Origin of the sequence: Streptomyces cyanogenus (assembly GCF_017526105.1) — a bacterium.
GTDB classification, from domain to species: domain Bacteria; phylum Actinomycetota; class Actinomycetes; order Streptomycetales; family Streptomycetaceae; genus Streptomyces; species Streptomyces cyanogenus.
In genome coordinates, this window is the sequence record NZ_CP071839.1 from 5,859,686 (window position 1) to 5,872,541 (window position 12,856).

14 protein-coding genes are annotated in these 12,856 nt (G+C 69.0%); all 14 read left to right on the forward strand.

The features are described from left to right. Positions 1 to 21: 21 nt before the first annotated feature. The 14 genes from S1361_RS26510 to S1361_RS26575 all read left to right on the forward strand — a co-directional run bounded on the left by S1361_RS26510 (position 22) and on the right by S1361_RS26575 (position 12,803). Complete coding sequence (locus S1361_RS26510) at positions 22 to 669, forward strand: L-threonylcarbamoyladenylate synthase (RefSeq protein ID WP_208034431.1); 648 nt, start codon at positions 22 to 24, stop codon at positions 667 to 669. Then, positions 666 to 1,343, forward strand: a complete 678-nt coding sequence (locus S1361_RS26515) for an arsenate reductase/protein-tyrosine-phosphatase family protein (protein ID WP_208034432.1) — start codon at positions 666 to 668, stop codon at positions 1,341 to 1,343. Before S1361_RS26510 ends, S1361_RS26515 begins: the two co-directional genes overlap by 4 nt. Positions 1,344 to 1,442: 99 nt before the next feature. Further along, positions 1,443 to 2,681: a serine hydroxymethyltransferase gene (locus S1361_RS26520; protein ID WP_208034433.1), complete on the forward strand. Its 1,239-nt coding sequence runs from the start codon at positions 1,443 to 1,445 to the stop codon at positions 2,679 to 2,681. Positions 2,682 to 2,809: 128 nt separating this feature from the next. Beyond that, positions 2,810 to 4,132: an MraY family glycosyltransferase gene (locus S1361_RS26525; RefSeq protein ID WP_208034434.1), complete on the forward strand. Its 1,323-nt coding sequence runs from the start codon at positions 2,810 to 2,812 to the stop codon at positions 4,130 to 4,132. Between the two features lie 301 nt (positions 4,133 to 4,433). After that, entirely contained in the window at positions 4,434 to 4,874 is a 441-nt protein-coding gene (locus S1361_RS26530) for a Cg1360 family ATP-synthase-associated protein (protein WP_208034435.1), read from the forward strand. 210 nt (positions 4,875 to 5,084) lie between these two features. Beyond that, positions 5,085 to 5,921 carry a F0F1 ATP synthase subunit A gene (gene atpB / locus S1361_RS26535; protein ID WP_208034436.1) on the forward strand — a complete coding sequence of 279 codons (837 nt, stop codon included), beginning with the start codon at positions 5,085 to 5,087 and terminating at the stop codon, positions 5,919 to 5,921. Between the two features lie 72 nt (positions 5,922 to 5,993). After that, complete coding sequence (locus tag S1361_RS26540) at positions 5,994 to 6,242, forward strand: ATP synthase subunit c family protein (protein ID WP_018544514.1); 249 nt, start codon at positions 5,994 to 5,996, stop codon at positions 6,240 to 6,242. A gap of 37 nt (positions 6,243 to 6,279) precedes the next feature. Continuing rightward, positions 6,280 to 6,825: a F0F1 ATP synthase subunit B gene (locus S1361_RS26545; protein ID WP_208034437.1), complete on the forward strand. Its 546-nt coding sequence runs from the start codon at positions 6,280 to 6,282 to the stop codon at positions 6,823 to 6,825. Beyond that, positions 6,822 to 7,637, forward strand: a complete 816-nt coding sequence (locus tag S1361_RS26550) for a F0F1 ATP synthase subunit delta (RefSeq protein ID WP_208034438.1) — start codon at positions 6,822 to 6,824, stop codon at positions 7,635 to 7,637. Before S1361_RS26545 ends, S1361_RS26550 begins: the two co-directional genes overlap by 4 nt. A gap of 144 nt (positions 7,638 to 7,781) precedes the next feature. Further along, complete coding sequence (gene atpA, locus S1361_RS26555; RefSeq protein ID WP_208034439.1) at positions 7,782 to 9,374, forward strand: F0F1 ATP synthase subunit alpha; 1,593 nt, start codon at positions 7,782 to 7,784, stop codon at positions 9,372 to 9,374. Positions 9,375 to 9,395: 21 nt separating this feature from the next. Then, complete coding sequence (locus S1361_RS26560; protein WP_208034440.1) at positions 9,396 to 10,313, forward strand: F0F1 ATP synthase subunit gamma; 918 nt, start codon at positions 9,396 to 9,398, stop codon at positions 10,311 to 10,313. Continuing rightward, the gene (gene atpD, locus S1361_RS26565) at positions 10,314 to 11,750 is read left to right on the forward strand and encodes a F0F1 ATP synthase subunit beta (protein WP_014675014.1); all 1,437 of its coding nucleotides are present in this window, start codon (positions 10,314 to 10,316) and stop codon (positions 11,748 to 11,750) included. Between the two features lie 110 nt (positions 11,751 to 11,860). Beyond that, positions 11,861 to 12,235, forward strand: coding sequence for a F0F1 ATP synthase subunit epsilon (locus S1361_RS26570; protein ID WP_031171909.1), 375 nt, complete (start codon positions 11,861 to 11,863; stop codon positions 12,233 to 12,235). Positions 12,236 to 12,356: 121 nt separating this feature from the next. Continuing rightward, entirely contained in the window at positions 12,357 to 12,803 is a 447-nt protein-coding gene (locus S1361_RS26575; protein WP_208034441.1) for a DUF2550 domain-containing protein, read from the forward strand. Positions 12,804 to 12,856: the final 53 nt, after the last annotated feature.

Sequence of the window (12,856 nt, forward strand, 5' to 3'; positions counted from 1 at the left end):
GTACGAGGAGGCCAGCTAGACATGGCACGGCGATACGACACCAACGACGCGACCGACCGCGTGACGGGTCTGCGCGAGGCCGCGTCCGCCGTCCGCCGGGGCGAGCTGGTGGTGCTGCCGACCGACACGGTGTACGGCATCGGCGCCGACGCGTTCTCCTCCGAGGCCGTCGCCGACCTGCTGGCCGCCAAGGGCCGGGGCCGCAACATGCCCACCCCCGTCCTCATCGGCTCCCCGAACACCCTGCACGGCCTGGTCACGGACTTCTCCGAGCTGGCCTGGGAGCTGGTCGACGCGTTCTGGCCGGGTGCCCTGACGATCGTCGCCAAGCACCAGCCGTCCCTCCAGTGGGACCTCGGTGACACCCGGGGCACGGTCGCCGTGCGCATGCCGCTGCACCCGGTCGCCATCGAGCTGCTCACCGAGGTCGGCCCGATGGCCGTCTCCTCGGCGAACCTCACCGGCCACCCCGCGCCGGAGAACTGCGACGCCGCCCAGGAGATGCTCGGCGACTCCGTCTCCGTCTACCTCGACGGCGGCCCCACCCCGGGCAACGTGCCGTCGTCCATCGTGGACGTCTCGCGCCAGGTGCCGGTGCTGCTGCGCGCCGGCGCGCTCTCCGCGGAGGAGCTGCGCAAGGTCGTACCCGACCTTGAGGTGGCGAATTGACGGCCCCTGAAGCGGGGCGTGGCATAGGCGGCGGGGATTACGGCGCGGAGGAGACGACGACGTTCGGGTTCCCCCGCGACACCTTCCGCATCCTCCACGTCAGCACCGGCAACGTGTGCCGCTCGCCCATCACCGAGCGGCTGACCCGCCACTTCGTCGCGGAGCGGCTCGGCGTGCTCGGCGGCGGGCTGATCGTGGAGAGCGCCGGCACCTGGGGGCACGAGGGCGCGCCCATGGAGTCCCACGCGGAGACCGTGCTGGCCGAGTTCGGCGCGGACGCCTCCGGCTTCGTCGGCCGGGAGCTGCTGGACGAGCACGTGATCAGGGCCGACCTGGTGCTGACCGCCACCCGCGACCACCGTGCCCAGGTCATCTCCATGGGCCATTCGGCGGGGTTGCGCACCTTCACCCTGAAGGAGTTCACCCGGCTGGTCCGGGCGATAGATCCGGCCACCCTGCCGCCGCTGGAGGACGGCGTGGTCATGCGCGCCCGGGCGCTGGTGCGGGCGGCGGCGGCCCTGCGCGGCTGGCTGCTGGCCCCGACCGCCGAGGCGGACGAGGTGTACGACCCCTACGGCGCCCCGCTGACCTTCTTCCGCTCGATCGGCGACGAGATAAGGGACGCGCTGGATCCGGTGGTGACGGCACTGACGGGCGTCCCGGCGCGCGCCTGACGCGCACCCGAGCGGACACCGGCGGACACGACGGCCGCGCGTGCGCCGTACCCCGGGCCTACATTGGATACGTCACCGTCGACCGCCCGGGAGCCCGCCATGTCGGTCACCCATACCCTCGAGACCGACGTCCTGCGGCATCAGGACCCCGCGATGGCCGAGCTCCTCCTGGCCGAGCTGGAGAGGCAGTCGGCCACCCTGCAGCTGATCGCCGCCGAGAACTTCTGCTCACCGGCCGTGCTCGCCGCCCTCGGTTCGGCGTTCGCCAACAAGTACGCCGAGGGCTACCCCGGCGCCCGCCACCACGGCGGCTGCGAGATCGTCGACGTCGCCGAACGCGCCGCCGTCGACCGGGCCAAGGCCCTGTTCGGCGCCGAGCACGCCAACGTGCAGGCCCACTCCGGTTCCTCGGCCGTCCTGGCCGCCTACGCGACGCTGCTGCGCCCCGGCGACACCGTCCTCGCCCTCGGCCTGTCCCACGGCGGCCATCTCACGCACGGATCGCCGGCGAACTTCTCCGGCCGCTGGTTCGACTTCGTCGGCTACGGCGTCGACGCCGAGAGCGGGCTGATCGACCACGACCAGGTGCGCCACCTGGCACGCAACCACCGGCCCAAGGCGATCGTGTGCGGCTCCATCGCCTACCCACGCCACATCGACTACGCCTTCTTCCGCGAGGTCGCCGACGAGGTCGGGGCCTATCTGATCGCGGACGCGGCGCATCCGATCGGGCTGGTCGCCGGCGGTGCCGCGCCCAGTCCGGTGCCGTACGCGGACATCGTGTGCGCGACCACCCACAAGGTGCTGCGCGGCCCGCGCGGCGGGATGATCCTGTGCGGGGCCGAGCTGGCCGAGCGGGTCGACCGGGCGGTGTTCCCCTTCACCCAGGGCGGCGCCCAGATGCACACCATCGCCGCCAAGGCCGTCGCGTTCGGCGAGGCGGCGACGCCGGCGTTCAGCGCGTACGCCCATCAGGTGGTCGCCAACGCCCGGGTGCTCGCCGGTCACCTGGCCGCGGAGGGGCTGGTGGTGACCACCGGCGGCACGGACACCCACCTGATCACCGCGGACCCGTCCCCGCTCGGCGTGGACGGCCGCACCGCCCGCGGCCGGCTCCTCGCGGCCGGGCTGGTGCTGGACTGCTGCGTGCTGCCGCACGGCGACGGCCGCGGCCTGCGCCTGGGGACGGCGGCGGTGACCACCCAGGGCATGGGCGAGCCGGAGATGGTGCGGATCGCGGCGCTGCTGGCGGCCGTGCTGCGGGGCGCGACGGAGCCGGCCGCGGCCCGGGAGGAGGTGCGCGCGCTCACCGGCCAGTTTCCGCCGTATCCCGGCTGAGCCGGGGTAGCCGACCAGGGTGCACAGGCAGGCGTGCAACCATCGTCGCTACCCGGAAGTCCTCATCGGTATGCGTCCGTCGCTAGGGTGTGGGGCTGTGATGGCCAGCGAGACCTGTGGGGAAGCCCGTGCGTGAATACCTGCTGACGCTCTGCATCACGGCCGCGGTGACGTACCTGCTGACCGGACCGGTACGCAAGTTCGCGATCGTGGCCGGGGCGATGCCGGAGATCAGGGCCCGGGACGTGCACCGGGAACCGACCCCGCGCCTCGGCGGTATCGCCATGTTCTTCGGACTGTGCGCGGGCCTGCTGGTCGCGGACCACCTGTCCAACCTCAGCGAGGTCTTCTCGAAGTCGAACGAGCCGCGGGCGCTGCTCTCCGGGGCCGCCCTGATCTGGCTGATCGGCGTCCTGGACGACAAGTTCGAGATCGACGCGCTGATCAAGCTGGGCGGCCAGATGATCGCCGCGGGCGTGATGGTCATGCAGGGTCTGACGATCCTGTGGCTGCCCATCCCGGGCGTCGGCAACGTCGCCCTGACCCAGTGGCAGGGCACGCTGCTGACCGTCGCGCTGGTGGTCATCACGATCAACGCGGTGAACTTCGTGGACGGCCTGGACGGTCTGGCGGCCGGCATGGTGTGCATCGCGGCGGGCGCGTTCTTCCTGTACGCCTACCGGATCTGGTACTCGTACGGCATCGAGGCCGCCGCCCCGGGCACGCTGTTCGCGGCGATCCTGATGGGCATGTGCCTGGGCTTCCTGCCGCACAACATGCACCCCGCGCGGATCTTCATGGGCGACTCGGGCTCGATGCTGATCGGCCTGGTGCTGTCGGCCGGCGCGATCTCGATCACCGGCCAGGTGGACCCGGACGCCCTCGCCCTGTTCACCGGCTCGGAGAAGGCGGCGGTCCACCAGACGGTGCCCGTCTACATCCCGCTCCTGCTCCCGCTGACGATCATCGCCGTACCGGCCGCCGACCTGGTCCTGGCGATCGTGCGCCGCACCTGGCGCGGCCAGTCGCCGTTCGCCGCCGACCGCGGCCACCTGCACCACCGCCTGCTGGAGATCGGCCACTCGCACAGCCGGGCCGTGCTGATCATGTACTTCTGGTCGGCGCTGATCGGTTTCGGGGCGCTGGCGTACTCCGTCAACTCGGCGTCCATGTGGATCGTGCTGGGCGTGGTCTTCCTGAGCGCGGTCGGCCTGGTCCTGCTGCTGCTCCCGCGCTTCACGCCGCGGGTGCCGGTGTGGGCCCAGCGGTTCGTGCCGCCGCGGTACCGCAGGCGGCGCCGGGACCCGGAGGCCGCCGTGGCAGGGGCCGTCGCCACGACGGAAGCGGAGGCTCCGCGCGGCGAGCAGCGGGCTACGGTCACGGCGGGTGCCCCCGGCGTCAACGGGGCGACGGCGATCGGCGCCAGGTCACGATTCCCCGATCGCGGTTGACGGCCAAGGTAAGAATCTGACTAGAGCATTGCCAACTCGTGGGGGAGCAAAGACCCCCAATACCAGACAAGTGGGCCTGGTTTCTGCACATGCGCGCACTGTCACTCTCATGTGTGACTGCAAGCACACCCACCAGGTAAAGACCTCATCAAATAGTTTGTGATACGGTTCACGAGAACCCCGGATAGAACCGAAGGACCTGAGTGCGACGGTCCATTGGTGTGAGGTCTCGACCACTCAGCCCGGGACTACGCTCGTCCATGACGACACCCTGCCCCCTTGTGAAAGCGGAGTTGCCGCCATGCCGTCCAATGACGCCCGGATCCTGGCCCAGGCCGCCGTGCCCACGGCTGCCGTCGGCGTGATCGCCGCCGTTGTCGGCGGGGTGGTCGCCGGCGGCAAGGGAGCCATCGGTGCCGTCGTCGGGACGCTGGTGGTGATCGCGTTCATGGGCCTCGGCCTCTACGTACTCCAGCGCACCGCCAAATCCTTTCCCCAGCTGTTCCAGATGATGGGCCTGATGCTCTACGCGGCCCAGCTGTTGCTGCTGGTCATCTTCGTCGCCCTGTTCAAGAACACGACGCTGTTCAACCCGCGTGCCTTCGCCATCGCGCTCGTGGTCGCCACCGTGACGTGGATCGCCGCGCAGGCGCGTGCGCACATGAAGGCCAAGATTCTCTACGTCGATCCCGAAGCCTCGTCGAAGGGCGACAAGCCCGAGAAGACAGGGCGCTCGTCGTGAGAGGTAGGGCCGGGATAAAGGCGCACGAGAGATGCTGCTATCGTCCGGTGCCAACTGCGGCATCGCGGGCGCGGGCATCTGAGCTGACGCCTGCTCAATCGCGAGGCAAGATGCCCCACAGCCGCCCCCACATCCGTAACACCAGTCCCGTGCCGAACCGCGGCCGTACGCCGCGCCGACACAACGAGGTTGCCGTACCTATGCGCCACGATGAAGGAGCCCGCGGTGAGTGCTGACCCGACGCAGACGCTCGCTTTCGACACGAGCTGCCACCTGTTCGACGGGTGCGGCTTCCCGGCTCCGGGCCTGCACTCGTTCCTGTTCAAGCCGCTCTTCGGCGACGCGGACAGCAACTTGTACTTCAACAAGACGATGCTGCTGGCGCTGCTCGGTTCCATCATCATCGTGGGCTTCTTCTGGGCCGCCTTCGCCAAGCCGAAGGTCGTTCCGGGCAAGCTCCAGCTGGTGGCCGAGGCCGGTTACGACTTCGTGCGCCGCGGCGTCGTCTACGAGACCATCGGCAAGAAGGAAGGCGACAAGTACGTCCCGTTCGTCGTCTCGCTCTTCTTCTTCGTCTGGATGATGAACGTCTGGTCGATCATCCCGGTCGCCGCGTTCCCGGTCACGGCGATCATCTCGTACCCCGCCGTGCTCGCCGGCATCGTCTACATCATCTGGGTCTCGCTGACCTTCAAGCGGCACGGGTTCGTCGGCGCCTTCAAGAACTTCACCGGCTACGACAAGACGCTCGGCCCGGTGCTGCCGCTGTCGATGACGATCGAGTTCTTCTCGAACCTGCTCGTGCGGCCCTTCACCCACGCCGTGCGACTCTTCGCGAACATGTTCGCCGGTCACACGCTGCTGCTGCTCTTCACGATCGCCAGCTGGTACATGCTGAACGGCATCGGCATCGCCTACTCCGGTGTCTCGTTCGTCATGGTCATCGTGATGACCGCCTTCGAGCTCTTCATCCAAGCTGTCCAGGCGTACGTCTTCGTACTGCTGACCTGCAGCTACATCCAGGGCGCGCTCGCCGAGCACCACTGAGCCACCCCACCACCCACCCAGACATCCGGTGGCCAACCCCCACCGGTCATTGAAAGAGAAGGAAGAACCGGCATGTCCGCTCTCGAAACCCTTGCCGCCGGCGTCCAGATCAAGGGCAACCTCGGCTCCATCGGCTACGGTCTCGCCGCCATCGGCCCGGGCGTCGGCGTCGGCATCATCTTCGGTAACGGCACGCAGGCTCTCGCCCGCCAGCCCGAGGCGGCCGGTCTGATCCGCGCCAACCAGATCCTCGGCTTCGCCTTCTGTGAGGCGCTCGCCCTGATCGGTCTGGTCATGCCGTTCGTCTACCCGGCCTCCTGACCCGACCGCCGCGCACCAATAGACGAAAGGCACTGATATGAGCCCCCTGGTTCAGCTGGCGGCTGAGGAGGCCGAGAACCCCCTCATCCCGCCGATCCCAGAGCTCGTCATCGGCCTGATCGCCTTTGTCATCGTCTTCGGCTTCCTCGCCAAGAAGCTCCTCCCGACCATCAACAAGGTTCTGGAAGAGCGCCGCGAAGCCATCGAGGGCGGTATCGAAAAGGCCGAGGCCGCGCAGACCGAGGCCCGTAGCGTCCTTGAGCAGTACAAGGCCCAGCTCGCCGAGGCCCGGCACGAGGCCGCGCGCCTGCGCCAGGAGGCGCAGGAGCAGGGTGCCGCGCTCATCGCCGAGATGCGGGCCGAGGGCCAGCGGCAGCGCGAGGAGATCGTCGCCGCCGGTCACGCCCAGATCGAGGCCGACCGCAAGGCCGCCGCGTCCGCGCTGCGTCAGGACGTCGGCAAGCTCGCCACCGACCTGGCCGGCAAGCTCGTCGGCGAGTCCCTCGAGGACCACGCCCGGCAGAGCCGTGTGATCGACCGCTTCCTCGACGAGCTCGAGGAGAAGGCCGAGGCCACGCGATGAGCGGAGCGAGCCGCGAGGCCCTGGCAGCCGCACGTGAGCGTCTCGACGCGCTGACGGACTCCACGTCCGTGGATGCCGCGCAGCTCGCCGACGAGCTGGCGGCCGTCACCGCGCTGCTCGACCGCGAGGCCGGCCTGCGCCGGGTCCTCACCGACCCGGCGCAGCCCGGGGAGGCGAAGGCACAGCTGGTCCAGCGCCTGATCGGCGGCCAGGTCAGCGGCACCACCGCCGACCTGGTGTCCGGGCTGGCCCGGTCCCGCTGGTCGCAGCCCCGCGACCTGGTGGACGCGCTGGAGGAGCTGGCGGACATCGCCGACCTCACGGCCGCGGAGAAGACCGGCACCCTCGACGACGTCGAGGACGAGCTGTTCCGGTTCGGCCGGATCGTCTCCTCCAGCACCGAGCTGCGCGCCGCGCTCACCGATCGTGCCGCCGGCACCTCGGCCAAGACCGAGCTGCTGCACCGGCTCCTCGGCGGGCGGGCCAAGCCGGCCACCGAGCGTCTGGTGACGCGTCTGGCCACCGCACCGCGTGGACGTAGCCTGGAAGCGGGACTGGAGTCCCTGTCCAAGCTCGCCGCCGATCGCCGGAACCGCATGGTCGCCGTCGTCACCTCGGCGGTACCGCTGAGCGACGGGCAGAAGCAGCGCCTCGGCGCCGCTCTGACCAAGCTCTACGGGCGTCGGATGCACCTGAACCTCGACGTCGACCCCGAGGTCGTCGGCGGTATCCGGGTGCAGGTCGGTGACGAGGTCATCAACGGCTCCCTCGCGGACCGGCTGGACGAGGCCGCCCGCCGCATGGCGAGCTAGCCGACAGCAACTCGATATTTCGAGAAAAGCAGTACGTACTTACGGCCCTGGTTGGGCCGTGCAGAGGATTCACCTCCTGTTGGGGGGAGTCCCCATCCCCCCAAAGTGAAACTTCGGGCCCAACAAGGAGAGCAGGGAACCCAGATGGCGGAGCTCACGATCCGGCCGGAGGAGATCCGGGACGCGCTGGAGAACTTCGTCCAGTCGTACAAGCCGGACGCGGCCTCGCGCGAGGAGGTCGGTACGGTCACCCTTGCCGGCGACGGCATCGCGAAGGTCGAGGGCCTGCCCTCGGCCATGGCCAACGAACTGCTGAAGTTCGAGGACGGCACCCTCGGCCTCGCCCTCAACCTCGAGGAGCGCGAGATCGGTGCCATCGTCCTCGGTGAGTTCAGCGGCATCGAGGAGGGTCAGCCGGTCACGCGCACCGGTGAGGTCCTCTCCGTCGCGGTGGGCGAGGGCTACCTCGGCCGTGTCGTCGACCCGCTCGGCAACCCGATCGACGGCCTCGGCGAGATCGAGACCGACGGCCGCCGTGCGCTGGAGCTGCAGGCCCCCACGGTCATGCAGCGCAAGTCGGTGCACGAGCCGATGGAGACCGGCTACAAGGCCGTCGACGCGATGACCCCGATCGGCCGTGGTCAGCGTCAGCTGATCATCGGTGACCGCCAGACCGGCAAGACCGCCCTGGCCGTCGACACGATCATCAACCAGCGCGACAACTGGCGCTCGGGCGACCCGAAGAAGCAGGTCCGCTGCATCTACGTCGCCATCGGCCAGAAGGGCTCCACCATCGCCGGCGTGCGCCGCGCGCTGGAGGAGAACGGCGCCCTGGAGTACACGACCATCGTCGCCGCCCCGGCGTCCGACCCGGCCGGCTTCAAGTACCTGGCGCCGTACACCGGTTCGGCCATCGGTCAGCACTGGATGTACCAGGGCAAGCACGTCCTGATCATCTTCGACGACCTGTCCAAGCAGGCCGACGCCTACCGCGCCGTGTCGCTGCTGCTGCGCCGCCCGCCGGGCCGTGAGGCCTACCCGGGTGACGTCTTCTACCTGCACTCCCGGCTGCTGGAGCGCTGCGCCAAGCTCTCCGACGAGATGGGTGCCGGTTCGATGACCGGTCTGCCGATCGTCGAGACCAAGGCCAACGACGTCTCGGCGTTCATCCCGACCAACGTCATCTCCATCACCGACGGCCAGTGCTTCCTGGAGTCGGACCTGTTCAACGCCGGTCAGCGTCCCGCGCTGAACGTCGGTATCTCCGTCTCCCGAGTCGGTGGTTCCGCGCAGCACAAGGCGATGAAGCAGGTCTCCGGCCGCCTCCGTGTCGACCTCGCCCAGTTCCGTGAGCTGGAGGCGTTCGCCGCCTTCGGTTCCGACCTGGACGCGGCCTCGAAGGCCCAGCTGGAGCGCGGTCAGCGCATGGTCGAGCTGCTGAAGCAGGACCAGTACCAGCCGATGTCCACCGAGGACCAGGTCGTCTCCGTGTGGGCCGGCACCACCGGCAAGATGGACGACGTGCCGGTCGCCGACATCCGCCGCTTCGAGAAGGAGCTGCTGGAGTACCTGCACCGCAAGGAGCAGGGCCTCATGACCTCCATCCGCGAGGGCGGCAAGATGTCCGACGACACGCTGGCGGCCATTGCCGACGCGATCGCCGAGTTCAAGAAGCAGTTCGAGAGCTCGGACGGCAAGCTGCTCGGCGAGGACACTCCTGCCGCTGCCGCCAAGTGACGTAAGGAAGGGACCTGACTCATGGGAGCCCAGCTCCGGGTCTACAAGCGTCGCATCCGATCCGTCAGCGCGACCAAGAAGATCACCAAGGCGATGGAGATGATCGCCGCCTCGCGCGTCGTCAAGGCGCAGCGCAAGGTGGCGGCCTCCACGCCCTACGCGACCGAGCTGACGCGCGCGGTCACGGCGGTCGGTACGGGGTCGAACACCAAGCACCCGCTCACCACGGAGGCGGAGAACCCGAGCCGTGCCGCGGTCCTGCTCCTCACGAGCGACCGCGGTCTGGCCGGCGCCTTCAACTCCAACGCCATCAAGGCGGCGGAGCAGCTGACCGAGCGCCTGGAGCGCGAGGGCAAGCAGGTCGACACGTACATCGTCGGCCGGCGCGGTGTGGCCCACTACAACTTCCGTGAACGCAAGGTCGCGGAGTCGTGGACGGGCTTCACGGACGAGCCGACGTACGCGGACGCCAAGAAGGTGGCGGCGCCTCTGATCGAGGCCATCGAGAAGGAGACGGCCGAAGGTGGTGTGGACGAACTCCACATCGTCTTCACCGAGTTCGTCTCGATGATGACGCAGACGGCGCTGGACGCCCGGCTGCTGCCGCTGCGCCTCGAAGAGGTCGCCGAGGAGGCTCACCCCAAGGGCGAGATCCTCCCGCTGTACGACTTCGAGCCCTCGGCGGAGGACGTCCTCGACGCCCTGCTGCCGCGCTACGTGGAGAGCCGTATCTACAACGCGCTGCTCCAGTCGGCCGCTTCCAAGCACGCTGCCACGCGGCGCGCGATGAAGTCGGCCACCGACAACGCGGGCGAGCTGATCAACACGCTCTCCCGTCTTGCCAACGCGGCCCGCCAGGCCGAAATCACCCAGGAAATCAGCGAGATCGTCGGTGGCGCGAGCGCCCTGGCCGACGCGACCGCGGGGAGTGACCGATAAATGACCACCACTGTTGAGACCGCGACGGCTACGGGCCGCGTCGCCCGGGTCATCGGCCCGGTCGTCGACGTGGAGTTCCCCGTCGACGCGATGCCGGACATCTACAACGCCCTCCACGTCGAGGTCGCCGACCCGGCCAACGCGGGCGAGAAGAAGACGCTGACCCTGGAGGTCGCCCAGCACCTGGGTGACGGCCTGGTCCGCACCATCTCCATGCAGCCGACCGACGGTCTGGTCCGCCAGGCCCCGGTCGTCGACACCGGCGACGGCATCACCGTCCCGGTCGGCGACTTCACCAAGGGCAAGGTGTTCAACACCCTCGGTGAGGTGCTGAACGTCGACGAGCAGTACGAGGGCGAGCGCTGGTCCATCCACCGCAAGGCCCCGAACTTCGACGAGCTCGAGTCGAAGACCGAGATGTTCGAGACCGGCGTCAAGGTCATCGACCTGCTGACCCCGTACGTCAAGGGCGGCAAGATCGGTCTGTTCGGCGGTGCCGGCGTCGGCAAGACGGTGCTCATCCAGGAGATGATCTACCGCGTCGCCAACAACCACGACGGTGTCTCCGTGTTCGCCGGTGTCGGTGAGCGCACCCGTGAGGGCAACGACCTGATCGAGGAGATGTCCGACTCGGGCGTCATCGACAAGACCGCGCTGGTCTTCGGTCAGATGGACGAGCCCCCGGGCACCCGTCTGCGCGTCGCGCTGGCCGGCCTGACCATGGCCGAGTACTTCCGTGACGTCCAGAAGCAGGACGTGCTGTTCTTCATCGACAACATCTTCCGCTTCACGCAGGCCGGTTCCGAGGTCTCCACGCTGCTCGGCCGTATGCCGTCCGCGGTGGGTTACCAGCCGAACCTGGCCGACGAGATGGGTCTCCTCCAGGAGCGCATCACCTCGACCCGCGGTCACTCGATCACCTCGATGCAGGCGATCTACGTCCCCGCGGACGACCTGACCGACCCGGCCCCGGCCACCACCTTCGCCCACCTCGACGCGACGACGGTTCTGTCCCGTCCGATCTCCGAGAAGGGCATCTACCCGGCCGTGGACCCGCTGGACTCCACGTCCCGGATCCTGGACCCGCGCTACATCTCGCAGGACCACTACAACGCGGCCATGCGCGTGAAGACGATCCTGCAGAAGTACAAGGACCTCCAGGACATCATCGCGATCCTCGGTATCGACGAGCTGGGCGAGGAGGACAAGCTCGTCGTCCACCGGGCCCGTCGTGTGGAGCGCTTCCTGTCCCAGAACACCCACGTCGCCAAGCAGTTCACCGGCGTGGACGGTTCGGACGTGCCCCTGGACGAGTCGATCGCCGCGTTCAACGCGATCTGCGACGGCGAGTACGACCACTTCCCGGAGCAGGCGTTCTTCATGTGCGGTGGTCTCGAGGACCTGAAGAAGAACGCGAAGGAGCTGGGCGTCTCCTGAGCCCCGTGCTCGTGTGAGGGGGCGGGTGCGTCCCGCCCCCTCATCCACGCCCACTAGAATTGACCCCAACACCCGGCACCCACGCCGGGTGGTGACCCGAGGAGCCACCCTTGGCTGCTGAGCTGCACGTCGAGCTGGTCGCCGCCGACCGCCAGGTCTGGTCCGGCGAGGCCACCCTGGTCGTCGCGCGCACCACGTCCGGCGACATCGGCGTCATGCCCGGTCACCAGCCGCTGCTCGGTGTGCTGGAGTCGGGCCCGGTGACCATCCGTACGAGTGATGGTGGAACGGTCGTCGCCGCGGTGCACGGCGGTTTCATCTCGTTCGCGGACAACAAGCTCTCGCTGCTGGCCGAGATCGCCGAGCTGTCGGACGAGATCGACGTCCAGCGCACGGAGCGGGAGCTGGAGCGCGCGAAGGCGGAGGGCGACGCCGCCGCCGAGCGTCGCGCGGACGTCCGACTGCGTGCTGCGGCGGCGCGCTGACCGCGCGCTGTACGTTGACGTGACTCAGCCGCGGCTGGGACCTTCCGGTCCCAGTCGCGGCTGAAGTAGATGTGGGTGTTTTTTCCGTTCCATTACCTAGGAGACGAGGAGGTCGGTGCCGATGGTCCTCGCTCTGACTGTGTGCGGGATCGTGGTCGCGCTCGTGGTGGTGGGGCTGTTCCTGTTCGGGCTGCGCCGCAGGCTCATCCAACGCTCCGGCGGCACCTTCGACTGCTCGCTGCGCTGGGACGTACCCGAGAAACCGGACGCGGGCGGCAAGGGCTGGTCCTACGGTGTCGCCCGCTACAACGGCGACCGCATCGAGTGGTACCGGGTCTTCTCCTACGCCTTCCGTCCCCGCCGCGTCCTGGAGCGGGCGCAGATCGAGGTGGCCGGCCGCCGGCTGCCCGAGGGCGAGGAGGAACTGGCGCTGCTGTCGGACGCGGTGGTGCTGGCCTGCACGCATCGCGGCACGCGCCTCGAACTGGCCATGAGCGAGGACGCGCTGACCGGATTCCTCGCGTGGCTGGAGGCGGCCCCGCCCGGTCAGCGAGTGAACGTGGCCTAGCCGCATCCGGTGCGGCGAGGGGGCACCGGTGCGGGAGGAACTGCCGAATCAGC

Excerpts from the sequence above, each read along its gene's own strand:
- S1361_RS26530 (WP_208034435.1), top strand. The coding sequence starts at position 4,434 with ATGCCGTCCAATGACGCCCGGATCCTGGCCCAGGCCGCCGTGCCCACG.
- atpA (WP_208034439.1), top strand. The coding sequence starts at position 7,782 with ATGGCGGAGCTCACGATCCGGCCGGAGGAGATCCGGGACGCGCTGGAG.
- S1361_RS26540 (WP_018544514.1), top strand. The coding sequence starts at position 5,994 with ATGTCCGCTCTCGAAACCCTTGCCGCCGGCGTCCAGATCAAGGGCAAC.
- S1361_RS26560 (WP_208034440.1), top strand. The coding sequence starts at position 9,396 with ATGGGAGCCCAGCTCCGGGTCTACAAGCGTCGCATCCGATCCGTCAGC.
- S1361_RS26510 (WP_208034431.1), top strand. The coding sequence starts at position 22 with ATGGCACGGCGATACGACACCAACGACGCGACCGACCGCGTGACGGGT.
- S1361_RS26520 (WP_208034433.1), top strand. The coding sequence starts at position 1,443 with ATGTCGGTCACCCATACCCTCGAGACCGACGTCCTGCGGCATCAGGAC.
- S1361_RS26550 (WP_208034438.1), top strand. The coding sequence starts at position 6,822 with ATGAGCGGAGCGAGCCGCGAGGCCCTGGCAGCCGCACGTGAGCGTCTC.
- S1361_RS26575 (WP_208034441.1), top strand. The coding sequence starts at position 12,357 with ATGGTCCTCGCTCTGACTGTGTGCGGGATCGTGGTCGCGCTCGTGGTG.
- S1361_RS26545 (WP_208034437.1), top strand. The coding sequence starts at position 6,280 with ATGAGCCCCCTGGTTCAGCTGGCGGCTGAGGAGGCCGAGAACCCCCTC.
- atpB (WP_208034436.1), top strand. The coding sequence starts at position 5,085 with ATGAAGGAGCCCGCGGTGAGTGCTGACCCGACGCAGACGCTCGCTTTC.
- atpD (WP_014675014.1), top strand. The coding sequence starts at position 10,314 with ATGACCACCACTGTTGAGACCGCGACGGCTACGGGCCGCGTCGCCCGG.